This is a genomic window from Pseudomonas sp. 2,4-D (assembly GCF_030418155.1).
GTDB lineage: Bacteria > Pseudomonadota > Gammaproteobacteria > Pseudomonadales > Pseudomonadaceae > Aquipseudomonas > Aquipseudomonas alloputida.
The window spans coordinates 23,759-50,073 of the sequence record NZ_JAUHUI010000035.1 but is presented as its reverse complement, the minus strand read 5'-3'; the positions used below and the strand labels follow the sequence as shown (position 1 = coordinate 50,073).

Sequence of the window (26,315 nt, the reverse complement as noted above, 5' to 3'; positions counted from 1 at the left end):
GGCCGGCCGATGGCGAAGAAACGCAAGACGCCGGCCCAGCCGGGCCAGGACTGGAACGCGCCGGCGGCCGAGCTGCTGGCCGAGCTGCCCACCGACCGCGACGAGCTGCTGGCCGCCGCCGTGGCGGCCGTGGTGGAGATCGACGCGGCGATCATGCGCGGTGACGGTGCGGCCGCCGAGGCGGCCAGCGACCGATACGAGGCCGTCATCTGGAAGATGAACGGCGGAACGCACGTGGGCAGCATGGCCGACCACGACGCGCCCGGCCAGGTCATCGAGCGCCATTGCGCGGCGGTGCCTGGCGACGTGCCCTTGTGGGGCCAGCGCGGCCAGTTCCTGGTCGCGGATGGCGACATGCGCGCCCTGGTGGAGTACGAGGCCGGCTACGGCGGGCCGCTGGGTGCCCACTTCCAGTTCCACGTCATCGACCTGGACAGGCCGTTTATCTCCGAAACGGGCTACCGCTCGCACTTCGACACGGCGCAGGGCTGCATGACGGTGGACGAGGTTGCGCGCGGCATCCTGGCTGCGCAGCGAGCCGAGAAGAAGCGCCCGGTGATGGTCGAGGCCAGCTACCGCGACCGCCTGGCCGATGCTCCCCTGCCCGCTTGGCTGGCCGGCTTGGAGCCGCCGGCGCGGCGCGCACCGGCGACCGTCCTGGTGCCGCCGGGGTTCGTCCTGGTCGATGTGGTGCTGCCCTCGCATCGGGCCTTCATCGCCAGGCGCTGGGCGGCCGAGGCCGCGACCAGGATCAAGGCGGCCAGGGCCGCCGGGTTGGACGCCAAGGGAAAAATCACCGGCGCAGGCCCGGAGCGAGATCCCGCATCGCCAGAAACGACGATGACCTGCAGCATCGTCAAAGCCGACGATGCCGAGCCGGGCGAGGGCGGGCCTGTATCGCCGGAAACAACGATGCCGCGAGCGAGCGCGGCAACCTGCAGCATCGCCAGGAATGGCGATGGAGGCCCGGCCGACCTGGTGGAGTTCAAGCCCGGCCAGCGGTGCGAGATCGTGAGCGTCCATCACCCGGTTTTCGACCGCTACATCGGCAAGCGCATCATCATCGTGAAGGTGCATCCCGACACCCGCCAGGTGTGGGCGCACGACGACAGGCCGGTAACGTACAAGACCAATCGCGCAGGCCGGCGCGTGGTCGATTCAGACCCGAGCTGCATCCAGTCGATCTACGGCTTCGACCAGTTGCGGCTTATCACTTGACCAGGAGAACGAACGAATGACGAACGACGCCAATATCCGGCTGGAGTGCTTGAAGCCGGCCGAACGCTGGGCGCAACCGACCGGCGAGGAAGTCCGAGAGGTGCTGCGCCTGGCCGGGTTCAGCGGCAGCAAGGCCGCGAAGGCGCTGGGGCTGGGCGCGAAGGGCGACCGCACGATCCGCCGCTGGATCGGCGAGGACACCCCGATTCCCTATGCGGCATGGGCGATCCTGTGCGACCAGGCCGGGCTGGGCGTGATCTGGAAAGAGGATTGACGCCAAGGGAAAGGTTTTAGCGGCTAAAGTTTAGCCTTCGGATTCCGGTAAAGCGAAAAAAGTTTAGCTAAAGTGCTTGACAGGTTAGGGCATTTTGCCCTAATATAGCACTTGAAGGCCGGGCACATTGCCCAGGTCAACTACCGGAGAAAGTCCGATGAGCGACAACAAGATTATGCCCTGGATTGACGAGCTGGAGGGCGCGGCAGCGACCGACTTCCCGGCCCGCCGTGACGAGATCGCGGCCATGATGGCCGAGGCGGCCGAGCTGGTGTGCAAAGCCGAGGAACTGCGCGGCAAGGCGTACTTCGCCGGATGCTCCCTGGAGGGGCAGGCCAAGGGCCATTGGTCGATGGAAGCCGTCGAGCAGGCCAAGCGCCGGGCCGGCTGGTAAGAGCACATGGCCCGGTCGGCAACGGCCGGGCCTATCGAGGACGCCAAGAAGGAGTATTGCGTGAGCCGAGGCAAGATCAAGGGCGGCCCCAGGTGGAGGAACGCCCCGGAGTGATCCGGGGCGCTTGGCCTGGTGCTGGCACACCGTAACCATGCTTCCGAGTGGGAGCACCCAGCATTCAACACGTAAGCGCGTGGAGGGTCAAGCTATGTCCAACATCATCAAGTTCCCCAAGGAGATCGAGCAGCCCGCCGCGCCCGCGCCGGTGGAGCCTGCCGCCGCGTCTGCTGCCCCCAACAAGGCCCCCGGTGCTGGCCTGCTGGCCGGCCTGGTCAAGTTCGTATGGGTGGCGACCGTGCTGGTCTGGCCGATCCTCAAGTGGGTGCTGTCGATTGCCACCTTCTTCCAGTTCGTGCGGATGCTCTACCACTGGAACACGCCTGGCGTGTATGCCGGTTGGTCGTTCCTGGCGTACTTCGCGGTGCTGACCGCGATCACCTACTTCGTTTCGATCTACAAGCCGAAGGGGCTTTGACATGAAAAAACAGACCCTACCCTACCCGCCGGGATTCGTGGAGCCGAACACCGGCCGGGTGGCCGTCCTGGTGCGCGAGTACGCGGCCAGCGACTTGAACGGCGATGCGCCGGCCTATTGGTACAGCGCGCAATCCGAGGAATGGGGCCTTGACCACTGGCGACTGGTGGAAGGCGTCGATCCGCACACCGCCGGCGGTCAGTTCGACGTGTGCTTTGCCAACGGTTCGAGCCGCACGGTCGGCCCGCTGATGACGTTCTTCATGAGTGCCGCTGACGCGGCCAGGTTGAACGCCAAGAAAGAAGATCACGCGCCCATTTTTAGCCGCTAAAACGCTTGACGCGGGCGGCGAGTTTAGCTAAACTTCTGCACATGGTCGGCGGCTGGCACCGCCTTTTGTTCAACAACCGGGTGTGGAGTTTATATGGGTGTTCTCCATGAAGAAACGGCTAACCGAAGCCCAATTCCAGGCGGCGATCAAGGGCCTGGAGATCGGGCAACAGACCATCGACATAGCGCGCGGCGTGCTGGTCGATGGAAGGCCCCAGGCCGAGTTTGTGGCCTCGCTGGGGCTGACCAAGGGGGCGGTATCGCAAGCGGTCAGCCGCGTGTGGGCAGTGGCGGGGGAAGTGCTCCCGCAGGGCTTCGAGCGGGTGACGGCGGTACTGCCGGAGCATCAAGCGTTCATCGTCAAGCGTTGGGAAGCCGACGCCAAGGGAAAGAGGAAACAGGAACCCAACTCATGAAAACACTGGTCACGGCAATTCAGAAAGGCGGTCAAGGCAAGACGTTCGCAACCTGCCACCTGGCGTTCGACTTCCAGGAGCGCGGCCTTCGGGTTGCAGTGATCGACCTGGACACCCAGGGCAATGCGAGCTGGACGCTGGCCGGCCACGACTCGGGCTATCCCGCCAGTCGCATGTTCACCGCCGGCGGCGACGAGCTGCGCGCCTGGTTCGCTGACCGGGAGGATGACGGCCTGGCGCTGATCGCGGCAGACGCCAACCTGGCGAACCTGGACAAGATGGAGCTTTCCCAGGCGGCCGCCGCGCTGCGGGCCAGTGTGGCCGCGCTGGGCGAGTTCTTCGACGTGTGCCTGATCGACACGGCCCCCTCCCTTGGCGTCGCCATGACGGCGGCCGTGCTGACGGCCGACTACATGCTGTCGCCCATCGAAATGGAGGCGTACAGCTTGCAGGGCATGAAGAAGATGGTCGCGGTCATCAGCAACCTGCGCAAGCAGAACCCCAAGCTGCGCTTCCTCGGCATGGTGCCGAACAAGGTGGACGCGCGGAAGCCGCGCCACGTCAACAACCTGGCGACGTTGCAGCAGGCATACCCGCAGCTCATCTTGCCGTTCAGCATCGGCGCGCGTGACAGCATCGCCGAGGCGCTGGGCGAGCAGATGCCGGTGTGGAAGATCAAGAAGACCGCCGCGCGGAAGGCCACCCAGGAGGTGCGTGCGCTGGCGGATTACGTGTTCACGAAGATGGAGATCGCGCAATGAGCGCCAAGACCAACGCCAAGAAGAAGGAGCAGGACAAGCCGCAATCGTCCGGGCTGGGCCTGGACGGGCTGGGCGACCTGGCCGGCCTGCTGAACGAGCAGCCGGCGGCCAACGCCGGCGGCGCAGGCCCGCAGGAGCTGCCGCTTGACCTGATCGACGAAGACCCGCACCAGCCGCGCACGGCCGACAACCCCGGCTTCTCGCCGGAGAGCATCGCGGAGATCGGCGAGACGATCAAAGCGCGCGGCGTGAAGTCGCCCATCAGCGTGCGCGAGAACCCGGACGCACCGGGGCGCTACCTCATCAACCACGGCGCGCGGCGCTATCGCGGCTCGAAGTGGGCGCACAAGACCACGATCCCGGCCTTCATCGACAACGACTACAACGAGGCCGACCAGGTTATCGAGAACCTGCAACGCAACGAGCTGACGGCGCGTGAGATCGCCGACTTCATCGGCCGCGAGCTGGCGAAGGGCAAGAAGAAGGGCGAGATCGCCAAGGAGATCGGCAAGTCGCCGGCCTTCGTCACGCAGCACGTCACGCTGCTGGACTTGCCCGAACCCATTGCCGAGGCGTTCAATAGCGGCCGGGGCAAGGACGTGACTGTCATCAACGAGCTGGTGACGGCCTACAAGAAGAACCCCGACGAGGTGGCCGCCTGGCTGGCCGACGACAGCCAGGAGCTGACGCGCGGCTCGGTGAAGCTGCTGCGCGAGTTCCTGGAGGACAAGCGCAGTCACGAGGACGGCGACCGTGATCCCAACACCGTCGATGCGCTGACCGGCAAGACCGACGCCGAGGCCGGCGACGGCGAGCAGGGGCCGCAGGATGATGACGCCAAGGGGAAGAAGGAGCCGAAGGAGGCCGACCCCGACAAGCTCAAGAAGGCCATCATCCAGGTCAAGCACGACGACCGGCCGGCACGGCTGATCCTCAACCGCCGGCCCCCGGCCGAGGGCTGGGCCTGGCTCAAATACGAGGATGACGGCCAGGAGTTCGAGGCCGACCTTGGCACCGTGCAGCTTGTCGCGCTGCTGGAGGGCTGACACGCCCAGCGCCGGGCATCGCCGACCACCGACCCCCACCCATCGCCCCGCCATCGAGCGGGGCTTTTTTTGCCCGCGTTTTAGCCGCTAAAAAAAGTTCAGCTAAACCGCTTGCGTAGTGTTGTATGTTGTAGTATGCTTCACGCTACAACATACAACCGGCCAAAGGAGGCCCGACATGGCGATCTCGAAGGAGCAGATATTTGCGGTGGCCGACGAACTGGACGCGGCCGGCCAGAACCCCACGCTGGCGAACGTGCGCAAGCAGCTCGGCAGCGGCAGCTTCACCACCATCAGCGAGGCGATGAACGAGTGGCGCGCACGCAAGGCCAGCCAGGCCGCCCCGATCCGCGAGCCGGCACCGCAGGCGATCACTGACAAGCTGGCCGAGCTGGGCGGCGACTTGTGGGCCGTGGCGCTGGAAATGGCGAACAACCGCCTGGCCGCCGAGCGCGAGGCGCTGGAGGCCGTGCGCCAGGAGACGGAAGCAGCGCGCCAGGAAGCCGCAGAGCTGGCCGACCAGCTCACCGGCGAGCTGGACGAGGCCAAGGCCCGCATCGCGGCCCTGGAGGCCGTCGAGGCGGCCGCCAAGGGCGAGGCCGACGAGCTGCGCGGCAAGCTCGCGGCGACCAGCGAGCGCGCGGCCACGGCCGAGGCCAGGGCCGGCGAGCTGCGCACGGAGCTGGATCACGCCCATCAGGAAGCCCGCCAGGCGCGCGCAGAGCGCGACAAGGCCCAGGAGAGGGCCACGGCCAGCGCCGACCAGGTGGAGGCCCTGCGGGCCGACCTCGCGGCCGCGAACAGCCGTACCGCCGAGATCGAGCGCCGCGCCGGCGAGCTGCGTGCCGACCTGGAGCGGGCGAACCAGGCGACCGACCAGGCGCGCGCCGCTCAGGCCGAGCAGCGGAAGGCCACCGAGGCGGCCGCCGCCGAGCGCGACCAGGTGCGCGCGGAGCTGGTGAAGGTGCAGGCCAAGGCCGAGGCGGCCGAGCAGGCCCACCAGGAGCAGCGCAAGGCGATGGCGGCCGAGGCACACCGCCAGGCCGAGCGGCTGACCGCCGCCCAGGGCGAGCGCGACCAGGCGAAGCGCGACGCTGCCCAGGCCCGCGAGGAAGCGGCCGGGCTTCGCGGCCGGCTGGAGGCCCTGGAAACCGTCATGGCGCAAGGCCGGGCGGCCGATCCGACCAGCGGCGGACGCAAAAAGACCTGATAAATCGGTTGGTTTTCCTTAAAATTACCCTGGAACCCTGACAAAACGCACAACCCGGCCGCTGGGAAGAGCCGGCCTCGCTTTGCCGAGGTCGGCTTTTTTGTTGGAGCGCGGCTTGCATGGGGCCACCATCACCCTTTTGAGAACTACGGCAACCATAGGAGTGCCCGATGAAAGAACGCCTCTTGGTCATGAACGGTCAACGCATCGTTCAGGCCGAAAAGGACGGCGCTTGGACGAATCAGAAAGTAGACAAGGCGGGCGCGTTGAAGCCCGGCATCTACAACCTGTACACGGCCCAAGCGGCCGACAAGAAGCAGACCCACGCCGGCGTGATCGTTCATGCCGACGCCACCAACGTGTACCAGCAGATCGGCAAGAACTTTGTCATGCACGCTCGGTCAGATTTCGATAAAGTACCTGAAATTGGGAGCGCAAAGAGCATCAGCTACAACGCCCAGGGCAAGGCGGCAGTCGCCGCAGAGGCCCCGAAACTGACGCGGGGGCGCTCCATGTAGCTTTAGCGGCTAAAAAGGAGGCACGCCCTTGAAACGACTCACCATCCCCGGCAGCGGCACCGAGAGCCGCGCCACCAAGCCGGCCCGCGTCAGCGCGCCGGCCACCCTCGGCGGTGCCGCCTTCGGCGCTTCGCGCGAGGACACCGGAGCCGACTTGCTGGAGGCCGCCCAGGCGGCCGAGATCGAGCAGCAGGCCACCCTAGAGGCGGCCCCGGTCGAGCAGTCCTACCCCGAAACCCTGGCGCTCTACGTGCAGGCCAAGCACGACCAGGTGGAGCACATCGAGGACAGGCTAGAAAACCTGATCGACCGGCAGCAGGCCCGTTTGCAGCAGACCCAGGCGTCCGCGCCTGGCCGGCTTTCCTTGCCCGGCTCTAAGCGAGCCTGGCAGAACCAGCAGGCGCAGCAGCAGGCCCGCTTGCAGACGCTTCACGCGCGCCTGGAGGCCGTCCGCGAGATCAAGGAAGGCATGGGCCTGCACTCGCCGAAGATCGAAGAGCTGGCGACGCGCAAGATGCGCGCCGAGAACCCCGAGCTGGCTTCCGATTGGGATGCCATGCGCGAGGCCGCCCGCCGGCATGAGCTGCTGATGCGCAAGCAGGAGCAGGAGCGCAAGCAATCCCAGGCCCAGGAGCGGCCAGGGAGATCGCAGTCCTTGGGCCTGTCAGCCAGGCCCGCATAAAAACGAAGCCCGGCGGTCGCCGGGCTTTTTTCTCGAGCATCGCCATTTCTGGCGAGGGAGGCCCGCCGAGGGCCTGGTGGAATCATCCTGCAGCATCGTCACAAGCGACGATGCCGGGAGCTGGCCAGCATCGCCGAACCTGGCGATGCCGCCGGCGCGGTCGACCATCGCCAGTTCTGACGATGAGATCCCGCATCGCCATCTACAGCGAGGCCCACAGGGCCAGGCCGGCGGCCACGACCGCCATGCCGGCCGCGACCATGTTCATCATGGCGACGCGCCGCGCCTCGCGGATCGGCGCGACGAGCTGCGCCGTCACCGCCTCAACCTCACGCCGCACGGCCTCGGCGGCCGCCTTCGCGCCCTCCTGCATTCCCCGCGTCATGGCGTCCTTGCTGGCCGCCAACGCCGCGTTGAGCGTCCTTTCCGCCTTTCCCTTGGCGTCATCACCCCATCGGTGGGCGATGGACTCCAGTTCCGACTTGAAGGCGTCCAAGATTTCCTGCTGGGCCGATGCGCTGTCCTGCATCAGCTTCATGTTGATGGTCTGGAGGATCAAGATCGGATCGTCGCGGCCCACGGCGATGCCGTGCTTGGCCGCGATCTCCCGTATCAGCTCCTCGATCTTGTCGTCGGCCGCCATCAGAGCACCGCCGCGTTTTCGAGCTGGGCGAAGAGCTGGGTTTTCACGATCTTGAGCCGCTGCCGCGTCATGATCGTGAGCGCCGAATCGGCCAGGGCCTCATCGAAGGTGCGCCGATCCTGGAGCATTTCGGCGAAGTCGCGGCCGTAGGTTTCCTCTTTCAGCGCCGGAATCTGGATGATGGCGGACACACGGCCCTTGTTGGTCGTGTACGCCTTCAACTGCTCGAACCCCTTGCCCTCGTGCTCGATTGGCCCCCAATACGGGTTCAGCCAGACCACGAACAGGCATTCGGCCGGGAACTGGCTGGCGAGCTGGGCGAAGCCGCTCACCGTGTCCACCAGGGCCTGGCCGCCGGTGACGACCGTATGCACCACGAGTTCGTGGCCCATGTCCTGGAGCAGCGCCGGCACCTGGTTGCTGATGAGGTAGTGCGACAGCGGCACGAACGAGCTGGCCCCGTTGTCGATGATGACGTCGCCCTCGGCCGACGCGATCATCTCGACCAGGGCGTCGAAATTCCGGGTGTTGATCTCGTCGCCGTCCATGATGTTGAGCCGGCGCACGTTGAGGGCTTTGTAGCCCTCGAACGTCGCGTTCACCGGATCGGTGTCGATGCAAAGCGGCTTCTGTCCCTTGCCGGCTTTGTACTGCGCGATGGTGGCCGCGATCATCGACTTGCCGACGCCGCCCTTGCCTTGCAGAACCATGTGAATTTTCGCCATTACAGTAAATCCTCTTTCTTTGGAGTCGCATCAAACGTGAAGCCGCCGATCTTGGGCGGCTCACTCTTGGATTCCGAGGCCGGCGGGGCGGCCTTCGGCTCGGGCTTCGCGCCCTTGGGCTGGCTGTCCGGGGGAGTGGCGGGAGGCGGCGGGGAAGCTACCGGCGCGGCCTTGATGTACCGCTTCACGTGCTGGGTGAAGGTTTCGTACCGACAGCGCAGCCGGCCGGTTTCCTTCATGTGCTCCCAGATCGTTTTCATCGCATAGCCCGCATCGAGCGCCGCTTGAACGTCGCTCTTAACGGCCAGGAACGCGACCACGTGCTTGTCCTGGCGCGGCTTCTTGGCTTCCCGTCCCTTCACCCATTCAGCCAGCTCTTCGGGGTAGGTCTTTGGCATCGTGTTCGTCCATCTAATCCTCTCATCGCAAATGTAACGCTACTAAGCGGCGCTACGGAAACGCAAAAAGTCCGCTATCGGCGTGCATTGGCACGCTTCGATAGCGGCATTATGGGCCATTGTGGCGGTTTTCGCTATATCCGTTGCTGCTTTTGCGGCCTGATAGCGCGATAGTTGCGGATAAATCGTAATGGCTGGTGTAGACTTTCCTTGGTGTTATTAACGCCGTAAGGCGGGCAGGATGTGTGAAGTTAGCTAACCGGCGAGCCGGTTATCTATCTTCACTGTCCCTTATTCGCGCCGGGGGCGCTCAACGGGTCATCCTGCTCTGCGAGGCAGCCGGCTACCGCCGGCATGAGAGACGAGGCGAGGCATGGAGAACGACGAAAAGGAACACGGCCGCCGGCGGCGGCAGCACCTGCGGGTGCCGGTGTTCCCCGAAGAGAAAGACGAGATCGAGGCGAACGCCAAGAGGGCGGGCGTCAGCGTGGCGCGCTATCTGCGCGACGTGGGCCAGGGCTACCAGATCAAGGGCGTCATGGACTACCAGCACGTGCGCGAGCTGGTGCGCGTCAACGGCGACCTTGGCCGCCTTGGCGGCCTGCTCAAGCTCTGGCTGACCGATGACGTGCGAACGCTCCAGTTCGGCGAGGCGACCATCCTGGCCCTGCTGGGCCGGATCGAGGCCACCCAGGACGAAATGAGCCGGATCATGAAGGCCGTGGTTCAGCCGAGGGCCGAGCCTTGACTTCTTTAGCGGCTAAAAAGCCGGAGGGGCGGCCATGATCGCCAAGCACGTGCCGATGCGCTCGCTTGGCAAGAGCGACTTCGCGGGCCTGGCGAACTACATCACCGACGCCCAAAGCAAAGACCACCGGCTGGGCCACGTGCAGGCGACGAACTGCGAAGCCGGTTCCATCCAGGACGCCATCACGGAGGTGCTGGCGACCCAGCACACGAACACCCGCGCGAAGGGCGACAAGACCTACCACCTGATCGTCAGCTTCCGGGCCGGCGAGCAGCCCAGCGCCGACACCTTGCGCGCGATTGAGGAACGCATCTGCGTCGGGCTGGGTTATGGCGAGCATCAGCGAATCAGTGCCGTCCACAACGACACCGACAACCTGCACATCCACATCGCCATCAACAAGATTCACCCGACGCGGCACACGATGCACGAGCCGTACTACCCGCACCGGGCGCTGGCGGAACTCTGCACGGCCCTGGAGCGCGACTACGGCCTGGAGCGCGACAACCACGAGCCGCGCAAGCGCGGCGCGGAGGGCCGGGCCGCCGACATGGAGCGGCATGCCGGCGTTGAAAGCCTGGTCGGCTGGATCAAGCGCGAGTGCCTGGACGAGATCAAGGGCGCGCAGTCCTGGCAGGAACTGCACCAGGTCATGCGGGACAACGGAATGGAGCTGCGCGTCCGCGCCAATGGCCTCGTGTTCGAGGCCGGCGACGGAACGATGGTGAAGGCGAGCACAGTAGCCCGCGACCTTTCCAAGCCGAGCCTGGAGGCGCGGCTTGGCCCGTTCGAGGCTTCGCCCGAACGGCAGGCGCAAACCACCGCGAAGCGGCAGTACCGCAAAGACCCCATCCGCCTTCGCGTCAACACCGTGGAGCTGTACGCGAAGTACAAGGCCGAGCAGCAGAGCTTGACCACGGCGCGCGCCCAGGCCCTGGAGCGCGCCCGGCATCGCAAGGATCGGCTGATCGAGGCGGCCAAGAGGTCGAACCGCCTGCGCCGCGCCACGATTAAGGTGGTCGGCGAGGGCCGCGCGAACAAGAAGCTGCTGTACGCCCAGGCGAGCAAGGCCCTGCGCAGCGAACTCCAGGCGATCAACAAGCAGTTCCAGCAGGAGCGCACGGCCCTCTACGCCGAGCACAGCCGGCGCACGTGGGCCGACTGGCTCAAGAAGGAGGCGCAGCACGGCGGCGCCGACGCCCTGGCCGCCCTGCGCGCCCGCGAGGCGGCCCAGGGCCTCAAGGGCAACACCATCCGGGGCGAGGGCCAGGCGAAGCCCGGCCACGCGCCGGCGGTGGACAACATCACGAAGAAGGGGACGATCATCTTCCGCGCCGGCATGAGCGCCGTGCGCGATGACGGTGACCGCCTGCAAGTCTCCCGCGAGGCCACGCGCGAAGGGCTGCAAGAAGCCCTGCGCCTGGCGATGCAACGCTACGGCAACCGCATCACCGTCAACGGCACGGTGGAGTTCAAGGCGCAGATGATCCGCGCCGCCGTCGATTCCCAGCTACCCATCACCTTCACCGATCCGGCTCTTGAGAGCCGGCGGCAGGCGCTTTTGAACAAGGAGAACACCCATGAGCGAACCGAAAGACCAGAGCATCGAGGACGAACTGGACGCGGCGCTGGCGGCCCTGGACAGCGGCCCGCTGCCGACCAGCACGCTACCGGAGCCGCAGCCGTCGCCCGAGCAGGCGACGGCCGGCCAGCCGCCGGCCGAGGCGACCGCGCCGACGCCGGCCTTCACGCCGCCACCGTCCACCGGAAGCCCGACGTTGGACGCCTTGGAAGAAAACCGCCGCCCCAAAGCCAGCACCGTTTGCGAGCACTGTCCGAACTCGGTGTGGTTCGCATCGCCGGCGGAAGTGAAGTGCTATTGCCGCGTGATGTTCCTCGTCACGTGGAGCAGCAAGGAACCCAACCAGATCACGCACTGCGACGGGGAATTTCTCGGCCAGGAACAGGAGTAGGCCAGACGCCGCCGGGCGTCGCCGCCGCCGACAAGTACATCGCCGAACGCGAGGCAAAGCGCCTAAAAGGTTTCGATATACCGAAGCATTCCCGATATACTGCCGGTGATGGTGCGCTCACGTTCCAGGGCACCAGGACTATCGAGGGCCAGGCGCTGGCCCTCTTGAAACGAGGTGATGAGGTCATGGTTATGCCCATCGACCAGGCCACGGCCCGGCGCTTGACGCGCATCGCGGTCGGCGATGCCGTCTCGATCACCGCGAAAGGCTCCATCAAAACGTCGAAAGGAAGGAGTAGATGAAGATCAAGATGAACAACGCGGTAGGGCCGCAAGTCCGAACCGCCAAACCGAAGCCGAGCAAGCTGCTGCCGGTGCTGGGCGCGGCCTCGATGGTCGGCGGCCTCCAGGCCGCGACGCAGTTCTTCGCCCACACGTTCGCCTATCACGCGACCCTCGGCCCCAACGTGGGCCACGTGTACGCGCCCTGGTCGATCCTGCACTGGACGTACAAGTGGTACAGCCAGTACCCGGACGAGATCATGAAGGCCGGCAGCATGGGGATGCTGGTTTCGACCGTGGGCCTGCTGGGCGTGGCCGTGGCGAAGGTCGTCACGTCCAACAGCTCGAAGGCGAACGAGTACCTGCACGGCTCGGCCCGCTGGGCCGAGAAGAAGGACATTCAGGCGGCCGGCCTGCTGCCACGCGAGCGCAACGTCCTGGAGATCGTCACCGGCAAGGCCGCACCCACGGCTACCGGCGTGTACGTGGGCGGCTGGCAGGACAAGGACGGCAATTTCTTCTACCTGCGGCACAGCGGCCCCGAGCACGTGCTGACCTACGCGCCCACGCGCTCGGGCAAGGGCGTCGGCCTGGTGGTGCCCACGCTGCTGTCGTGGGGCGCGAGCAGCGTCATCACCGACTTGAAGGGCGAGTTGTGGGCCTTGACCGCCGGCTGGCGGCAGAAGCACGCCAAGAACAAGGTGCTGCGCTTCGAGCCGGCCAGCACCTCGGGCGGCGTCTGCTGGAATCCGCTGGACGAAATCCGCCTCGGCACCGAATACGAGGTGGGTGACGTGCAGAACCTTGCCACGCTGATCGTTGACCCGGACGGCAAGGGCCTGGACTCGCACTGGCAGAAGACCGCCTTCGCGCTCCTGGTCGGCGTGATCCTGCACGCGCTGTACAAGGCCAAGGACGATGGCGGCACCGCCACGCTGCCGTCCGTCGATGCGATGCTGGCCGACCCGAACCGGGACATTGGCGAGCTTTGGATGGAAATGGCGACCTACGGGCACGTAGACGGCCAGAACCATCACGCCATCGGCTCGGCGGCCCGCGACATGATGGATCGGCCCGAGGAAGAAGCCGGATCGGTGCTGTCCACGGCCAAGTCGTACCTGGCCCTGTACCGCGACCCCGTGGTGGCCCGCAACGTCAGCCGGTCGGACTTCCGCATCAAGCAGTTGATGCACGAGGACGACCCGGTAAGCCTCTACATTGTCACCCAGCCCAACGATAAGGCCCGCCTGCGGCCGCTGGTGCGCGTCATGGTGAACATGATCGTGCGCCTGCTGGCCGACAAGATGGACTTCGAGGGCGGCCGGCCGGTGGCGCACTACAAGCACCGGCTCTTGATGATGCTGGACGAGTTCCCGAGCCTCGGGAAGCTGGAGATCATGCAAGAGTCGCTGGCCTTCGTGGCCGGCTACGGCATCAAGTGCTACCTCATCTGCCAGGACATTAACCAGCTCAAGAGCCGCGAGACGGGCTACGGCCACGACGAAAGCATCACGTCGAACTGCCACGTGCAGAACGCCTACCCGCCCAACCGCGTCGAGACGGCCGAACACCTGTCCCGCCTCACCGGGCAGACCACCGTGGTGAAGGAGCAGATCACGACCAGCGGCCGCCGCACGGCGGCGATGCTGGGCCAGGTGTCGCGCACTTACCAGGAAGTGCAGCGGCCCTTGCTGACGCCCGACGAATGCCTGCGCATGCCGGGGCCAAAGAAGAACGCCCAGGGCGAGATCGAAGAAGCCGGCGACATGGTGATCTACGTCGCGGGCTACCCGGCGATCTACGGCAAGCAACCCCTGTACTTCAAAGACCCAGTGTTCTCGGCACGCGCCGCGATCCCTGCGCCCAAGGTCAGCGACCGCCTGCGCGCCGTCGCACAGGCCGAGACGGAAGGGGAGGGCATCACGATATGAGCCGCATCCTGAAACGCATCGCGGCAGGCGTCGTCATCGCGGGCGTGGCCGCCCTGCTGCTGGCCGCCGGCGGCTATGCCGCCGGTGCCCGCGTGAACACCACCAAGAGCATTCCGGTCGGCCTGTACTGGACGAGCAGCGCGCCGGTGGAGAAGGGGGCCTACGTCCTCTTCTGCCCGCCGCAGCTCGGCGTGTTCGATGACGCCAAGGAGAGGGGCTACATCGGGGCCGGCTTCTGCCAGGGCGGCTACGGCTACATGATGAAGCGCGTTTTAGCCGCTAAAGACGATGCCGTCGCCGTCGCCGATGACGGCGTGCGCGTCAACGGCGAGCTGCTGCCCCTCAGCGCGCCGATCAAGGCCGACAAGGCCGGTCGGCCGCTGCCGCGCTATCAGTCCAACAGCTACACGCTCGGCAATTCCGAGGTGCTGCTTATGTCGGACGTGAGCGCCACATCCTTCGACGGCCGCTACTTCGGCCCGATCAATCGTTCGCAAATCAAGACCGTGATCCGTCCGGTCATCACCTGGTAGGGAGACACACCATGCGCCTTTTCATCGCAGAAAAGCCGTCCGTCGCCAAGGCCATCGCCGGCGAGCTGGGCGCGACCGGCAAGGGCGACGGCTTCATCGAGTGCGGCACCGACAAAGTGACCTGGTGCTTCGGGCACATGCTCGAACAGGCCGACCCCGACGAGTACACGCCCGATGACGTGCCGCGCGGCCAGTCCGGCAAGAAGGTCTGGCGCGTCGATGAGCTGCCCATCATCCCCGAGAGCTGGATTCTCAAGCCCAAGGACGACGCGAAGAAGCAGCTCGCCGTGATCGGCAAGCTGCTCAAGGAGGCCAAGGAGATCGTCAACGCCGGCGACCCCGACCGCGAAGGCCAGTTGCTGGTTGACGAAGTGCTGGAGCACTTCCGCAACAGCAAGCCGGTGCGCCGCTTTTGGGTGAGCGCGCAGGACTCCGTTTCCGTCAAGCGCGGCCTGGCCGCGTTGAAGGAGAACACCACCTATGCAGGCTGGGCCGACGCTGCACGCGGGCGGCAGCGCGCCGACTGGCTGATCGGCATGAACCTCAGCCGCGCGTACACGCTGCGCGCGCAGCGCGGCGGCTCGCGCGCCCTGCTGACCGTGGGCCGCGTGCAGACGCCGACGCTGGCCCTCGTGGTCGCCCGCGACCGCGAGATCGAGGCATTCAAGGCCGTGCCGTACCACACCATCCGGGCGGTGGTGCAGCACGCCGGCGGCAGCTTCGCCGCCGCATGGAAGGCGAAGGAGGATCAAGCCGGTCTGGACAGCGAAGGCCGCCTTGTCGATACCGCCGTCGCCGACGCCCTGGTGGCCGCCGTCAAGGGCCAGCCGGGCACCATCGCCGCGTACAAACAGGAGGCCAAGAAGCAGAACCAGCCGCTGGCCTTCGCCCTGTCCGACATTACGGCACTGGCCTCGGCCAAGTTCGGCTACAGCGCCGAGGACGTGCTGAACACCTGCCAGGCGCTCTACGAGACGCACAAGCTGACCTCGTACCCGCGCACCGACTGCGCCTACCTGCCGGAGTCGCAGCACGCCGACGCGCCGCGCGTGCTGGAGGCGATCAAGCACGTCAACCCCGAACTGGCCGGCCTGGTCGATGGTGCCGATCCGCGTATCAAGTCCAAGACGTGGGACGACTCGAAGATCACCGCGCACCACGGCATCGTGCCGACCATGCAGAAGGGCAGCAAGGCCGCCCTCAGCGAGCGCGAGCGCAACATCTACGACCTGATCGTGCGCGCCTACCTGGCGCAGTTCTACCCGCTGCACGAGTACATGCAGACCACCGTGGGCGTCGAGATCGCGGGCGAGAACTTCGCCGCGAGCGGCAAGGTAGTCACGCGCAACGGCTGGCGTGACGTGTACAGCCAGGCCGACGAGGAAGGCGAGAAGGACGAGGACGACGACAGCGGCACGCAGGCCCTGCCGTCGATGGCCCAGGGCGACGCCGTGACCTGCACGGACGCCACCCGCAAGGACGCCAAGACGAAGCCGCCAGCGCGCTTTACCGAGGGCACGCTGATCCGCGCGATGGAGAACATCCACAAGTTCGTCAGCGATGCCGAGCACAAGAAGATGCTGCGCGAGGGCGACGGCATCGGCACGTCGGCCACCCGTGCGTCGATCATTTCCGAGTTGAAGCGGCGCGAGTTCCTGGCCGTCAAAGGCAAGCAGATCATCAGCACGACCCTCGGCCGCAGCGTCATCGACGCGCTGCCCGAGGTTGTGAAAAGCCCGGTGCTGACCGCGCTCTACGAGCGGATGCTGAAAGGCGTCGAGCAGGGCACGGCCGCCCTGGACGCCTTCATCACGAAGCAAGAGACGTTCATCCGCGACCAGGTGGCGAAGGCCAACAGCGGAGCCGTGACCATCGCCGGCGGCAAGGAAGCCGCGCCGGTGTCATCCCTTCACAAGTGCATGGCCTGCGGCAGCGGCTTGTCGCGCCGGCCGAGCAAGAAGAAGGGGCAATTCTGGTGGGGTTGCAGCAACTTCCCCACATGCAAGCAGACCTACCCCGACCTCAAGGGTCGGCCCGACTACAGCAAGGGCCGCAACGGCCCGGCATCCGAATGACCACAGCGAAGGAGATCGACCATGAACGAGCAAACCACCACCAACACCGCCGCCCACGACGAGCCGCTGGCCGTCCTGCCGCCGGTTGACGACGACGCCGCCGGCCGCGAGGCCGTGCGCGAGAAGATGGCCGACGCGCTGACGCCCGGCTTCCAGGTCGAGTTCGACCCCGACGAAGCCGAGCGCGTGGGCGCGTTCGTGGAGGACGCGCTGTCCGAGCAGGACGCCGCCGCGAGCGGCGACGACCTGGTGGAAGTCGATGGCGCGCTGGAGCCGGCATTCCTGGACGACGAAGGCCCGAGCGCCGACATCCCGCCGTTCATCACCACCACGAACGCCCGCGAGCTGTACGACCTGCGGCCCGGCGAGACGGTTGCCCAGGCCGCCGCGCGCAAGGCGTCGGAGGGCTGACCCATGCCGATCACGAAAGCCGAGGCGCAAGGGGTGACGCGGGCTTTCGTCCGCGACTACCCCGGCGCGCTGGAGCTGGCCTACAAGTTCCGCGAGGACGCGGCCGAGCTGTACGGGCCGCGAGCGGCCGAGGTGCCGGCCGACATGAAGGGCGGCTACGTGCCCAAGGAGACGCTGCACGCCGGCCGCGCCTACCGTGGCCGCGTGGACGTGCCCTTGCAGAACGTCGAGAGCGCCGGCGACCTACTGATGACGCTGCGGCACGAGGTGCTAGGCCACTACGGGGCCAACACCTTCGCGCCGGGCGAGAAGCGCGCCTTGCTGGACGGCCTGGCGGCCGCCCGCAACGAACCCACCCTCAAGCCGCTATGGGATGACGTGAACCGGCGCTATGCCGGCCAGTCCCTGGACGTGCGCGCCGAGGAAGTGTTTGCCCTGCACTGCGAGGGCATCGAGCCGAGCCAGCACCAGGTCGCCGACCAGGTGCAGCAGCGCGGCCAACAGTCATTCACGGAAACCTGCATCGCCCGCGTGCGGCCCATGCAGGCCGACGACCTGCACAACATCGTGTGCATGGTCGCCCAGGGCCTGCGCGACCGTTCCCGGACACAGCAGAACTTCCCTCAGTTCAACGAGCTATTCCGAAGGGACGAGAACATGGAGCCGAAGAAGCCGTTTCACGAAGTCGTGGCCGAAAAGCTGATCGAGCAGCTCAAGGCCGGCACCGCACCGTGGCAAAAGCCGTGGGAGCCGGGCGAACCCAACGCCTACCTGCCGATGAACCCGACCACCGGCAAGCGGTACAAAGGGATCAACGCCATCCACCTGATGGCCCAGGGCCGCAGCGATGCGCGCTGGATGACCTACAAGCAGGCCGCCGCCGTGGGCGCGCAGGTTCGCAAGGGCGAGAAAGGCACGCCGGTTCAATACTGGAAGTTCAGCGAAGAGCAAGACAAGCTGGACGACAGCGGCCGGCCCGTCCTCGATGCGAAGGGCCAGCCGGTCAAGGAAACCGTCATGCTGGAGCGGCCGCGCGTGTTCTTTGCGACCGTGTTCAACGGCGAGCAGATCGACGGCCTGCCGCCGCTCCAGCCGAAGAAGGAACAGACTTGGAACGCCGTCGAGCGCGCCGAGCACATCCTGAAAGCCTCGGGCGCGACGATCACCCACGCCGCCGGTGATCGGGCGTTCTACCGCCCTTCGACCGACAGCATCACCCTGCCGGAGCGCGGCCAGTTCCCCAGCTCCGACCGCTACTACGCGACCGCGCTGCACGAGCTGGGCCACTGGACGGGCCACGCTTCGCGCCTTGACCGCGACCTGGCGCACCCGTTCGGGAGCGAGGGGTACGCCAAGGAAGAGCTGCGCGCCGAAATCGCTTCCATGATCGTCGGCGACGAGCTGGGCATCGGCCACGATCCGGGCCAGCACGCCGCCTATGTGGGTTCGTGGATCAAGGCGCTGCAAGACGAGCCGCTGGAGGTGTTCCGCGCGGCCGCCGATGCCGAGAAGATTCACGACTACGTGCTGGCCTTCGAGCAGAAGCAGGTTCAGGAGCAAGACCAGCAGCAGAGCCAGGCCCAGGACGAAGCCGTGGCCCAGGCCCTGGCCGTGGACATTGCCGAAGTCCTGGACAACCCGGACGTGTCTTTCAGCCACTACCAGGCATTCCAGGGCGACACCCTGGAAGACGCCTTGCGCAGCCGTGGCCTCGAAACCGTGGGCAGCATCACCGGCACCGATCCCGAGCAGTTCTACGCGGTCGCGCATGACCGGCTGTCGCCGGTGTTCGGCATCGACCCGAGCCACACCGACACCGACAACGCCTACCTGGAGCGCAAGGGCTTGGCGCAAGAGTTCGCCAACATGGCCGAACAGCTCCACCTCGCGCAGCAGCTCCAGCAGCACGGCGAACAGATCGTGTCGAGCATCGACGCCGAAGCCAGGTGGAGCGACGGCCAGCGCATCTTTGCGTTCCACGACCAGGACGGTGAACCCCACCAGGTTCGCAGCCTGGACGAGCTGAACAACTACGCGCCCGACCAGTTGATGGCCCTGCCGGCGCTGACCCAGCAGCAAGCGGCCGTCGCAGACCAGGAGGCGAACATGACCCCACCGACCAACGACCAGGCGGCCGCCCTGCTGGCCGCCCATCCTGCCGACGCGGTGCAGGGCATCGAGCAGGCCGCCGCCGCGCGCCGGCAGCTCGCCGCCGGCGAGATCGACGGCCAGGCGTTCGCCGACGCGACCCGTCAACACCTTGGCGTTGAGCTGCCGCCCGACTGGAGCGGAGAGCTGCGCATCGTCGGCGTGGCCGAGCAGGACGGCCAGACCGTCGATGCCGCCCAGGCCGGCATCGAGCCGCAGGCGTTCCAGGTCTACGCGCGCAAGGCCGATGCGCAGTTCGGCGAGGACGCCTTTGCCTTCGTCGCCGGCACCCGCACCGAGGGCCAGGCCGAGGCTCTGACCGAGCGCCTGCACCTGGTCGATGCGCTGGGCACCGACAACCAGCACGAGCGCGCCGCCAAGCTGGCCCGCGTGCAGGAAGAGCGTGTACGGCGCGACCCCAACGCGACCGAAGAGGACATTTCAGCCGCTAAAGAGGCACGCAAGACCGCCGAGGCGTCGGCCATGCTCAACGACAGCGACGCGCAGCGCCGCGCGGCCGAGCTGGAGCGCCAGGAACGCGAGCGGCAGCAGGCGCAGCCGCAGGCCGAGAAGCCCGAACGGCAGTACATCAACGTGCCGTACAAGGAGAAGGACGAGGCCAAGAGCCTCGGGGCGCGTTGGGATCGGCAGCAACAGTCCTGGTACGTGCCGCCGGGCACCGATGCCGCTCCCTTCGCCAAATGGGCGCAGGGAGCCGCTACAGCGGCCGTAGAGCCGCGTTCGGCCCAGCCGGCACCCGAAGCCCAGGGCGAGGCGCAGAAGCCCGCGCAGCAGGCCCAGCAGGCCCGCCAGTACCTGGCCGTGCCCTACGAGCAGCGCAACGCGGCCAAGGCCGCCGGCGCGCTTTGGGACAAGGCCGCGAAGTCCTGGTATGTCGGCCCGCGCGCCGACGCGGCGAAGCTCGAACGCTGGAAGCCCGAGAACGTGCAGGCCCAGCAAGGGCCAGCGATGACGCCAAGGGAAGAGTTCGCCGAGGCCATGCGCAGCGCCGGCCTGTTCACCGGCAGCAACGCCCAGGGCGATCACCCGATCATGGATGGCAAGCGGCACCGCGTGCCGGTCGAGGGCGGCAAGAAGGGCGCGCTCGATGGCTTCTACGTGGGCCACCTGGACGGGCACCCGGCCGGGCGGATCATCAACAACAAGACCGGCACGGACATTACCTGGAAGAGCAAGGGCTACGCCTTGAGCGACCAGGAGAAGGCCAAGCTCCAGGCCGAGGCGGCCGAGAAGCTGGCACAGCGAGCCGTCGAGCAGGACAAGGCCCAGGAGGCCACCGCGCAGCGCGTCGGTCGGCAGATGGCCGACCTCGTGCCCATCGAGCAGCCGACGCCCTACCTGCAAGCCAAAGGCATCCAGGCGCAGGCCGGCGTGATGACCGACCGCGAAGGCCAGAAGACCTACATCCCGGCCTTCGACGCAGAGGGCAAGCAATGGACGATGCAATACATCCAGGAGGACGGCACTAAGCGGTTCGCCAAGGACTCGAAGAAGGAAGGATGCTTCCACCCGGTCGGCGGCATGGACGCCCTGGCGGCCGCGCCGGCGCTGGTGATCTCGGAGGGCTACGCCACGGCGGCCCAGGTGGCCGAGGCCGTGGGCCACGCCACGGTCGCCGCCTTCGACAGCGGCAACCTTGAGGCCGTGGCGAAGGCGCTGCACGCCAAGTTCCCGGACAAGCCGATCATCATCGCCGGCGACGACGACCGGCACCTGGTCATGACCCACGGCAACAACCCCGGCCGGGAGAAGGCCGAGGCGGCCGCCCAGGCCGTGGGCGGCAAGGCGATCTTCCCGATCTTCGCGCCGGCCGAGAACACCTACCCGCGCGACTTGCCCGCCATCACGCCCGACAGCTTCAAGACCCACCTGCGCGCCGAGCAGCGCCTTGCCGACGCCGCCGCCGGCAAGGTCGAGCTGGCCGGCGACGAGGCGGCCAAGCTCAAGGCGTCGATGTTGAGCGGCGCGCAGATCGCGGCGCTGTCCACGATGAAGCAGCACACCGACTTCAACGACTTGGCGCACAAGAGCGAGCTGGGCATCGAGGGCGTGAAGCGGCAGATCGGCGCGGCCATCAGCCAGGTGCAGCGCGACGAGCAGCAGCACCAGGAGCAGAAGCACGTCGAGAAAAAGCAACAGCAGATCGAGCAGCGCCCACGGCGGGCCGCTCGCATCGGATAAGTCGAAAAATCCGGCTAAAGTGGCCGAGCTGCACATCAGGCCGCGCGGTTTTCCTCCCTGATCGCCGGCGCGGTTTCTTCCTCCCTGAACCGCATGCAGACTTGCCGCCTCGGACACCCCGAGGCGGTTTTTTTTCGCCTCGCTCGAGCATCGCCGCATCCGACGATGCCGAGACGACCAGGCCGCGCACGTCGAGCTGCAGCATCGCCATTGCCGACGATGGCACCAGGTCGCCGGCGGTGGCCACCGACCTCGAGCTCGCATCGCCACATCCGACGATGCGCGCCGGCGTCGACCATCGCCAGGTCTGACGATGGCGGCCGCCCTGCCCTGGATCTCGCATCGCCATTTCTGGCGATGAGATCCACGGAGCGGCCATTTAGACCCGCCAATAACGACCCGGCCAAGATAAATCGCATGACGGCCTTTTTGGCCGGGGGTAGCATGACCGGACACTTTGCGTATACCCAAAATGACCGGAGGAACCCATGACCAGCCGCAACGGCTACTTCCCAGGCAAGACCAAGGCGAAGCGCAGCGCGATCATCACGCCGCGCACCGCCCAGGAAACACAGATTGCGGCCATGCCGCGCCAGTCACGCGCAGCGCGCCAGGCGCTCGCCAAGACGCCACCGCTGCGCGTCGGCGGCGATGGCCTGGTCGAAGGTGCCGACCGCATCATGCGGACGCCGACCGAGCACCAGGCCGCCGGCGTCGCTTTCAAGGTCGCGCGCATCTACTTGCGCGTCAGCACCGACGAGCAGGACTTGACCAGGCAGGCCGCCATCGTGGAGAGCACCAGGGCCGCCGGCTTCTACGTCGCCGGCATCTACCGCGAGAAGGCTTCGGGCGCTCGCGCCGATCGCGCCGAGCTGCTGCGCATGATCGGCGACCTGCAACCCGGTGAAGTCGTCGTTGCGGAGAAGATCGACCGCATCAGCCGCCTGCCGCTGCCCGAGGCCGAACGCCTCGTGGCCTCGATCCGCGCCCAGGGCGCGCGCCTGGCTGTCCCTGGCGTGGTCGATCTATCCGACCTGGCCGCCGAGGCGAAGGGCGTGGCAAAGGTGGTGCTGGAGTCGATCCAGGACATGCTTTTGAAGCTGGCGTTGCAGATGGCCCGCGACGACTACGAGGATCGCCGCGAGCGGCAGCGGCAGGGCGTCGAGCTGGCGAAGGACGCCGGCCGCTACACCGGCCGCAAGGCCAACACAAAGGTGCATGAACGCATCGTGGCGCTGCGCAGCGCAGGCCACAGCATTCCAGAGACGGCCAGGCTGGCCGGGTGCAGTGAAAGCCAGGTCAAGCGCGTATGGGCGCTGCACAACCAGGCGCAGGCGTGACCTACTCGGCCGCCTCCAGCTCGCGCAGGCATTCCATGATCGCCGCCCGCTCCAGCGGATCGAGCTTGGCGAGCTTCGCTTGCCAGCGGGCTTTCTTCCGCTTGATGCGCTCGCGCTCGCGGAAGTTGCTGCCGAGGTAGCGCAGATCGTGCAGCTCGGCCGGCTCGGGGTAGTTCATCCACAGCCGTTCGATAGCGATGCCGCCGCGCGTCATCGCGTTGAAGTCGATGGTTCTCCATGACGCCAAGGGAGAGCTGTCATAGATCGTTGAGCTGTAGCCCGACACCATCACCGCGCACGGCAAGCCGGCCAGCACGTCGAGCAGCCGCACGTGGTCGGCGTCGTCGTATTCGTGGCGGTATAGCTTGCCGCCGCGCCGGCTGTCCATCACGTAGGGCGGATCGGCGTAGACGAACTCGGAGCCGGTGAACTGGTGGGACTCCAGCCAGGCCACGGCGTCGCCGTGGTGCAGCTCCAGGCCGGGCACGTCGAGCTGCTGCCAGACCTCGATCACCTCGGGATCAACGTCGATGCCGACGCTGCGGGCAGCGGGCCGCTTGCGCTCCAGGATGTTGCCGCCGCCCAGGTGCGTTTCGATGTACGTGTCGTGAGGCGGGATGTTGTTGATGATCGTCTGGTAGACGCCGGCACCGCCCTTGCCGCCGGGGTATCTCATGGCCTTCTTCCTGGAGTAAATCGGGACTTGGCCAGCATCGTCAGAAATGGCGATGCTGTCAAGGGAAGCCGGCCGGGCCTGCATCGTCAGAGCCGACGATGCGAAGCTGCTGGAGCGACCTGCAGCACCGCCAGGAATGGCGATGCCGGATCGCTCAGTAGGTGGGGATGTAGACCACCTCAATGTCCACGCGCTGGTTCTCGCGCCGGCCCTCGGCCGTCGAGTTGTCTGCCACGAAATCGGCGGCCGATGCGAAGTTCACCATGATCTTGAGCGGCGAGACGCCGCGCGCCACCAAGTACGACCTGGCCGAGAGCGCACGGCGTAGTGCAAGGGCCTCATCGGCCGCGCTGGGCCGTAGTGTGCTGGTGCGCCCGCTGATGTAGATGATCGCCGCATTCCTAGCGTCGGCCAGCAGCTCCAGGGCCTCTGGCGTCGGCTGGAATGTCGCGCTGCTGTCGGGGAAGGACACCGATACGCCGGACTTGATCGGCGTGCCGAAGTTGCCGGCGTCGCCGGCGGCCAGTGCGCTTTGCGCGCTGACCAGGAACGCCAGAGAGAGGGCCAGAAGAACGGGTTTTCGCATGGGGCAGGACTCCAATCAGAAGAACAGGTAGCCGGCCTTGCTCATGGGGATGCGGATCAACCAGAGCGAGGCCAGGTGCAGCGGGTAATAGGCGTAGAAGGCCCAGCGCAGGCGCGGCACGCGCACATCCACCCGCGAGGCCAGGAAGAGCACCGGCAGGGCTGCCAAGGCCCACAGGTTGCGATTGACGAACCACAGGGCCGCGCAGGCCAGCACCGCGACCGCCGCGGCGGCCCAGCTCGGCCGGCGCGTGTACGACCACACCGCCAGGCCGAAAGCCACGGCCGGCCACCAATATTCGACCGAGCTGCCGCCGACCAGGAACACCACGCCGGCGGCCGCCAGGTGCAGCTTGCCGCCACGTTCGACCAGGTAAGCCGTGGCCGTGACGACCAGCAGCGTGAACATCACGTTGAGCGGCCACCAACCGGCGTACAGGCCGCCGAGGGCCACGAAGGGCACGGAGGCCAGCGCGCCGAACATCGCCAGGCGCGACATGGTGCGGCCGTACACGCCGCGTTCGAGCGTGCCCGGCCGGGCCAGGTTGTAGGCCAGGACGAACACGAAAAGGGGGAGCGCCACGCGGCCGGCCTCGAACAGCACCGGCAGCGTCGCGTTGAACAGGTACTTGTTGACGTGATCGCCGGTCATGAGAACCAGTGCGAGCCACTTCAACGCTTCGACGGTTCCATCAGGAATCCGCAGGGCCTTCATCAGCGCCGGCCCCCGCGAATCGCGTAGGCGCGCAGCACCAGGAAGATGATGTAGAGCGCTGGCAGTGAGAGCACGAAGGCGATGGGCTTGCCGATCCACGCCGGCAGCGCCCACAGCAGAAGGCCCAAGGCGAAGATCGGGCCGAGGCCCAGCAGAAGCAAATCGAGCTGGTTCTTGGCCTGCCCTTCCGCCCACTTGCAATAGGCTTGAAGCAACCGGCCGACGCCCAGCGTGTACCGCATCATGAAGGCGTGGAATTTGTCCATGTTTAGCCGCTAAATCGGAAGAGCCGGCCTACTCGGCCGACCCCTCGCGTGAAGTGTTGAAAGACACCGTGCGGGGCACGTAGCCGGCCACCGACACGCTGCGAGCTGCTGCGGCCGCTGGGGCGGCCTGCTGGGGTGCTGGTGCCGGCCTGGCCGCCGGCGTCGCCCGCTGGGCCACCGTCGCGGGCTGGCTGGGCGTCGAGGGCGTGGCCCCGGCCTTCGTCACGTCAAGCGTGACGAACCGAGCTTCGAGCCAATCGGCCCACTTCGACGCCTTGCGCATCAAGTCGGCCCGGTACACCGCGTTGTACTGCGGCGTGCGCGAGTGGTAGTTCGCCGCCTTCGTCCAGAGGTCGCCCTTGTCGTTGCGGATGTGCATCCGCAGCCGCCAGGCGGCCAGGTCGAACGAGTAGCAGCCGGCAGCCGCCACATCGTTCGCCGTGATGCCGTATCGGGCCAGGTCGCCCAGGTACGCGGTGTTGAACTGCATCGGGCCAACGTCATGCGTGCCATTCGAGTTGCGCACCCACTGGCCCGGCTTGCCGCCCTCTTTCTCGGCGACGGCCAACACGATGTTGACCGGCACCTCGTACTTGACGGCGGCCGAGATCGAGCAGACGACGCGCTCCTGGAGCTGCGGCGGCAGATCGGCGAAGAACGGCATGCCCTCCCCTCCCTCAGTTCAGCCAGGACTGACGGCGGCGCTCTTCGTCCTCGCGCCGGATGCGTTCGTTGTACTCGGCCAAGGCGCGGTCATAGTCGCGCGCTTCGACCCAATACCCGCCCCGCTCTGGCGTCCCGACATAGCGCGGCAGCGTGCCGCTGCTGGCGAAGTCGGTGTAGGCGTGGCCGGTGTAGGCCCCGCAGTAGTCAGGCAACTGGTTGCTGATGTACGTGCGCCCATCGTCGTAGCCGCCCGTCCACATCACCAACGTCGAGTTCAGCGACTGCGCGTCGCACCGGCCAGCGCCGCGCGAGATCGCCGACACGAGCGACTGCATTTCCGGCGTCTGGCTCGCCACCGGGCAAAGCTGGAGGAAGTTCAGGCGGGCGCGGATCGTGTCCGACAGCTTGCGCTTCGTGATGTTGAAGTACCGCGACAGCGACGGCGTGCATTCGCTCGGGCGCGTGCCCGACGACAGGCACAGGATCGCCTCGCAGGCCAGGCGCGTGTCGCCGGTCAGCACGTCTTGCGCGCTGGCCGTGCCGGCGGTCGATCCGAGGGCTGCCACGAGGGCGGCCAGGGCAAACAGTTTCTTCTTCATGGTTGGACTCTCCTTG

Annotated in this window: 28 protein-coding genes; 19 read left to right on the top strand and 9 right to left on the bottom strand. The window is 66.8% G+C overall.

From position 1 onward, the window contains the following. The first annotated feature begins 9 nt into the window (after window positions 1–9). From QYE47_RS21045 to kfrC, 11 genes are all read left to right on the top strand, one after another. A complete protein-coding gene (locus QYE47_RS21045) occupies window positions 10–1,218 on the top strand; it encodes a hypothetical protein (protein WP_011114068.1) in 1,209 nt (402 codons plus the stop codon). A 16-nt stretch (window positions 1,219–1,234) separates the two neighbouring features. Continuing rightward, complete coding sequence (gene korC, locus QYE47_RS21040; protein ID WP_011114067.1) at window positions 1,235–1,492, top strand: transcriptional repressor KorC; 258 nt, start codon at window positions 1,235–1,237, stop codon at window positions 1,490–1,492. A gap of 157 nt (window positions 1,493–1,649) precedes the next feature. Then, the gene (gene kleA / locus QYE47_RS21035) at window positions 1,650–1,886 is read left to right on the top strand and encodes a stable inheritance protein KleA (RefSeq protein WP_011114066.1); all 237 of its coding nucleotides are present in this window, start codon (window positions 1,650–1,652) and stop codon (window positions 1,884–1,886) included. 208 nt (window positions 1,887–2,094) lie between these two features. After that, window positions 2,095–2,421, top strand: coding sequence for a KleE stable inheritance protein (kleE, locus tag QYE47_RS21030; RefSeq protein ID WP_011114065.1), 327 nt, complete (start codon window positions 2,095–2,097; stop codon window positions 2,419–2,421). Between the two features lies 1 nt (window position 2,422). Continuing rightward, complete coding sequence (locus QYE47_RS21025; protein WP_301159115.1) at window positions 2,423–2,752, top strand: DUF2761 domain-containing protein; 330 nt, start codon at window positions 2,423–2,425, stop codon at window positions 2,750–2,752. A gap of 106 nt (window positions 2,753–2,858) precedes the next feature. Beyond that, on the top strand, window positions 2,859–3,167 hold the full coding sequence (locus QYE47_RS21020) for a transcriptional regulator KorA (protein ID WP_011114062.1): 309 nt from the start codon (window positions 2,859–2,861) through the stop codon (window positions 3,165–3,167). Continuing rightward, window positions 3,164–3,928 carry a ParA family protein gene (locus tag QYE47_RS21015; protein ID WP_011114061.1) on the top strand — a complete coding sequence of 255 codons (765 nt, stop codon included), beginning with the start codon at window positions 3,164–3,166 and terminating at the stop codon, window positions 3,926–3,928. The genes QYE47_RS21020 and QYE47_RS21015 overlap by 4 nt, the downstream gene beginning before the upstream one ends. Next, complete coding sequence (locus QYE47_RS21010; protein ID WP_011114060.1) at window positions 3,925–4,974, top strand: ParB/RepB/Spo0J family partition protein; 1,050 nt, start codon at window positions 3,925–3,927, stop codon at window positions 4,972–4,974. The genes QYE47_RS21015 and QYE47_RS21010 overlap by 4 nt, the downstream gene beginning before the upstream one ends. Before the next feature lie 178 nt (window positions 4,975–5,152). Continuing rightward, complete coding sequence (locus QYE47_RS21005; protein WP_011114059.1) at window positions 5,153–6,184, top strand: DNA-binding protein; 1,032 nt, start codon at window positions 5,153–5,155, stop codon at window positions 6,182–6,184. Between the two features lie 170 nt (window positions 6,185–6,354). After that, the gene (gene kfrB, locus QYE47_RS21000) at window positions 6,355–6,702 is read left to right on the top strand and encodes an IncP plasmid survival protein KfrB (protein ID WP_000664557.1); all 348 of its coding nucleotides are present in this window, start codon (window positions 6,355–6,357) and stop codon (window positions 6,700–6,702) included. A 28-nt stretch (window positions 6,703–6,730) separates the two neighbouring features. After that, window positions 6,731–7,384: an IncP plasmid survival protein KfrC gene (kfrC, locus tag QYE47_RS20995; protein WP_000826922.1), complete on the top strand. Its 654-nt coding sequence runs from the start codon at window positions 6,731–6,733 to the stop codon at window positions 7,382–7,384. Between the two features lie 202 nt (window positions 7,385–7,586). Here the strand turns inward: kfrC and QYE47_RS20990 are convergent, their stop codons facing one another. From QYE47_RS20990 to QYE47_RS20980, 3 genes are read right to left on the bottom strand one after another with little or no spacing between them, the layout of a single operon-like run. Beyond that, window positions 7,587–8,027 carry a conjugal transfer protein TraM gene (locus QYE47_RS20990; protein ID WP_000718516.1) on the bottom strand — a complete coding sequence of 147 codons (441 nt, stop codon included), beginning with the start codon at window positions 8,025–8,027 and terminating at the stop codon, window positions 7,587–7,589. Next, window positions 8,027–8,752 (bottom strand): ArsA-related P-loop ATPase, encoded by a 726-nt coding sequence (locus QYE47_RS20985; RefSeq protein WP_011114058.1) that lies wholly within the window; start codon window positions 8,750–8,752, stop codon window positions 8,027–8,029. The genes QYE47_RS20990 and QYE47_RS20985 overlap by 1 nt, the downstream gene beginning before the upstream one ends. Next, on the bottom strand, window positions 8,752–9,150 hold the full coding sequence (locus tag QYE47_RS20980) for a TraK family protein (protein WP_001127128.1): 399 nt from the start codon (window positions 9,148–9,150) through the stop codon (window positions 8,752–8,754). The genes QYE47_RS20985 and QYE47_RS20980 overlap by 1 nt, the downstream gene beginning before the upstream one ends. Before the next feature lie 373 nt (window positions 9,151–9,523). Between QYE47_RS20980 and traJ the strand changes: the two genes are divergently transcribed. The 8 genes from traJ to QYE47_RS20940 all read left to right on the top strand — a co-directional run bounded on the left by traJ (window position 9,524) and on the right by QYE47_RS20940 (window position 22,792). Next, on the top strand, window positions 9,524–9,898 hold the full coding sequence (gene traJ, locus QYE47_RS20975) for a conjugal transfer transcriptional regulator TraJ (protein ID WP_000426567.1): 375 nt from the start codon (window positions 9,524–9,526) through the stop codon (window positions 9,896–9,898). Window positions 9,899–9,932: 34 nt separating this feature from the next. After that, a complete protein-coding gene (traI, locus tag QYE47_RS20970) occupies window positions 9,933–12,173 on the top strand; it encodes a TraI/MobA(P) family conjugative relaxase (protein WP_011114057.1) in 2,241 nt (746 codons plus the stop codon). Continuing rightward, window positions 12,170–14,083 (top strand): type IV secretory system conjugative DNA transfer family protein, encoded by a 1,914-nt coding sequence (locus QYE47_RS20965; protein ID WP_000694765.1) that lies wholly within the window; start codon window positions 12,170–12,172, stop codon window positions 14,081–14,083. The genes traI and QYE47_RS20965 overlap by 4 nt, the downstream gene beginning before the upstream one ends. Then, the gene (traF, locus tag QYE47_RS20960) at window positions 14,080–14,616 is read left to right on the top strand and encodes a conjugative transfer signal peptidase TraF (RefSeq protein ID WP_006122512.1); all 537 of its coding nucleotides are present in this window, start codon (window positions 14,080–14,082) and stop codon (window positions 14,614–14,616) included. Before QYE47_RS20965 ends, traF begins: the two co-directional genes overlap by 4 nt. Window positions 14,617–14,627: 11 nt before the next feature. After that, window positions 14,628–16,691 carry a DNA topoisomerase III gene (locus tag QYE47_RS20955; protein WP_011114056.1) on the top strand — a complete coding sequence of 688 codons (2,064 nt, stop codon included), beginning with the start codon at window positions 14,628–14,630 and terminating at the stop codon, window positions 16,689–16,691. A 21-nt stretch (window positions 16,692–16,712) separates the two neighbouring features. Then, window positions 16,713–17,102, top strand: a complete 390-nt coding sequence (locus QYE47_RS20950) for a protein TraD (protein ID WP_006122510.1) — start codon at window positions 16,713–16,715, stop codon at window positions 17,100–17,102. A gap of 3 nt (window positions 17,103–17,105) precedes the next feature. Further along, window positions 17,106–21,452 carry a zincin-like metallopeptidase domain-containing protein gene (locus QYE47_RS20945; protein WP_011114055.1) on the top strand — a complete coding sequence of 1,449 codons (4,347 nt, stop codon included), beginning with the start codon at window positions 17,106–17,108 and terminating at the stop codon, window positions 21,450–21,452. 488 nt (window positions 21,453–21,940) lie between these two features. Then, a complete protein-coding gene (locus QYE47_RS20940; protein ID WP_011296189.1) occupies window positions 21,941–22,792 on the top strand; it encodes a recombinase family protein in 852 nt (283 codons plus the stop codon). Window position 22,793: 1 nt separating this feature from the next. On the opposite strand, the gene QYE47_RS20935 is transcribed toward QYE47_RS20940, so the two are convergent. From QYE47_RS20935 to QYE47_RS20910, 6 genes are all read right to left on the bottom strand, one after another. Next, window positions 22,794–23,468 (bottom strand): DNA methylase, encoded by a 675-nt coding sequence (locus tag QYE47_RS20935; protein WP_011178411.1) that lies wholly within the window; start codon window positions 23,466–23,468, stop codon window positions 22,794–22,796. 154 nt (window positions 23,469–23,622) lie between these two features. Continuing rightward, a complete protein-coding gene (locus QYE47_RS20930; protein WP_001665065.1) occupies window positions 23,623–24,054 on the bottom strand; it encodes an OmpA family protein in 432 nt (143 codons plus the stop codon). 15 nt (window positions 24,055–24,069) lie between these two features. Continuing rightward, a complete protein-coding gene (locus QYE47_RS20925; protein WP_011114053.1) occupies window positions 24,070–24,768 on the bottom strand; it encodes a TraX family protein in 699 nt (232 codons plus the stop codon). After that, a complete protein-coding gene (locus QYE47_RS20920) occupies window positions 24,768–25,034 on the bottom strand; it encodes a hypothetical protein (protein ID WP_010890140.1) in 267 nt (88 codons plus the stop codon). Before QYE47_RS20920 ends, QYE47_RS20925 begins: the two co-directional genes overlap by 1 nt. Window positions 25,035–25,062: 28 nt before the next feature. Beyond that, window positions 25,063–25,698, bottom strand: coding sequence for a transglycosylase SLT domain-containing protein (locus tag QYE47_RS20915; RefSeq protein ID WP_011114052.1), 636 nt, complete (start codon window positions 25,696–25,698; stop codon window positions 25,063–25,065). Between the two features lie 13 nt (window positions 25,699–25,711). Further along, window positions 25,712–26,299 (bottom strand): TrbM/KikA/MpfK family conjugal transfer protein, encoded by a 588-nt coding sequence (locus tag QYE47_RS20910; protein ID WP_010890138.1) that lies wholly within the window; start codon window positions 26,297–26,299, stop codon window positions 25,712–25,714. Between the last annotated feature and the right edge of the window lie 16 nt (window positions 26,300–26,315).

Coding starts and splice junctions, on each gene's coding strand:
- QYE47_RS20915 (WP_011114052.1), bottom strand. CDS start 25,698: ATGCCGTTCTTCGCCGATCTGCCGCCGCAGCTCCAGGAGCGCGTCGTC.
- kleA (WP_011114066.1), top strand. CDS start 1,650: ATGAGCGACAACAAGATTATGCCCTGGATTGACGAGCTGGAGGGCGCG.
- QYE47_RS20940 (WP_011296189.1), top strand. CDS start 21,941: ATGACCAGCCGCAACGGCTACTTCCCAGGCAAGACCAAGGCGAAGCGC.
- kfrB (WP_000664557.1), top strand. CDS start 6,355: ATGAAAGAACGCCTCTTGGTCATGAACGGTCAACGCATCGTTCAGGCC.
- QYE47_RS20910 (WP_010890138.1), bottom strand. CDS start 26,299: ATGAAGAAGAAACTGTTTGCCCTGGCCGCCCTCGTGGCAGCCCTCGGA.
- QYE47_RS20955 (WP_011114056.1), top strand. CDS start 14,628: ATGCGCCTTTTCATCGCAGAAAAGCCGTCCGTCGCCAAGGCCATCGCC.
- QYE47_RS21005 (WP_011114059.1), top strand. CDS start 5,153: ATGGCGATCTCGAAGGAGCAGATATTTGCGGTGGCCGACGAACTGGAC.
- traF (WP_006122512.1), top strand. CDS start 14,080: ATGAGCCGCATCCTGAAACGCATCGCGGCAGGCGTCGTCATCGCGGGC.
- QYE47_RS21010 (WP_011114060.1), top strand. CDS start 3,925: ATGAGCGCCAAGACCAACGCCAAGAAGAAGGAGCAGGACAAGCCGCAA.
- QYE47_RS21045 (WP_011114068.1), top strand. CDS start 10: ATGGCGAAGAAACGCAAGACGCCGGCCCAGCCGGGCCAGGACTGGAAC.
- QYE47_RS20985 (WP_011114058.1), bottom strand. CDS start 8,752: ATGGCGAAAATTCACATGGTTCTGCAAGGCAAGGGCGGCGTCGGCAAG.
- QYE47_RS20980 (WP_001127128.1), bottom strand. CDS start 9,150: ATGCCAAAGACCTACCCCGAAGAGCTGGCTGAATGGGTGAAGGGACGG.
- traJ (WP_000426567.1), top strand. CDS start 9,524: ATGGAGAACGACGAAAAGGAACACGGCCGCCGGCGGCGGCAGCACCTG.
- QYE47_RS20925 (WP_011114053.1), bottom strand. CDS start 24,768: ATGAAGGCCCTGCGGATTCCTGATGGAACCGTCGAAGCGTTGAAGTGG.
- QYE47_RS20945 (WP_011114055.1), top strand. CDS start 17,106: ATGCCGATCACGAAAGCCGAGGCGCAAGGGGTGACGCGGGCTTTCGTC.
- QYE47_RS20930 (WP_001665065.1), bottom strand. CDS start 24,054: ATGCGAAAACCCGTTCTTCTGGCCCTCTCTCTGGCGTTCCTGGTCAGC.
- traI (WP_011114057.1), top strand. CDS start 9,933: ATGATCGCCAAGCACGTGCCGATGCGCTCGCTTGGCAAGAGCGACTTC.
- QYE47_RS20990 (WP_000718516.1), bottom strand. CDS start 8,027: ATGGCGGCCGACGACAAGATCGAGGAGCTGATACGGGAGATCGCGGCC.
- QYE47_RS21020 (WP_011114062.1), top strand. CDS start 2,859: ATGAAGAAACGGCTAACCGAAGCCCAATTCCAGGCGGCGATCAAGGGC.
- QYE47_RS20965 (WP_000694765.1), top strand. CDS start 12,170: ATGAAGATCAAGATGAACAACGCGGTAGGGCCGCAAGTCCGAACCGCC.
- QYE47_RS21015 (WP_011114061.1), top strand. CDS start 3,164: ATGAAAACACTGGTCACGGCAATTCAGAAAGGCGGTCAAGGCAAGACG.
- QYE47_RS20935 (WP_011178411.1), bottom strand. CDS start 23,468: ATGAGATACCCCGGCGGCAAGGGCGGTGCCGGCGTCTACCAGACGATC.
- QYE47_RS20920 (WP_010890140.1), bottom strand. CDS start 25,034: ATGGACAAATTCCACGCCTTCATGATGCGGTACACGCTGGGCGTCGGC.
- korC (WP_011114067.1), top strand. CDS start 1,235: ATGACGAACGACGCCAATATCCGGCTGGAGTGCTTGAAGCCGGCCGAA.
- QYE47_RS21025 (WP_301159115.1), top strand. CDS start 2,423: ATGAAAAAACAGACCCTACCCTACCCGCCGGGATTCGTGGAGCCGAAC.
- kleE (WP_011114065.1), top strand. CDS start 2,095: ATGTCCAACATCATCAAGTTCCCCAAGGAGATCGAGCAGCCCGCCGCG.
- QYE47_RS20950 (WP_006122510.1), top strand. CDS start 16,713: ATGAACGAGCAAACCACCACCAACACCGCCGCCCACGACGAGCCGCTG.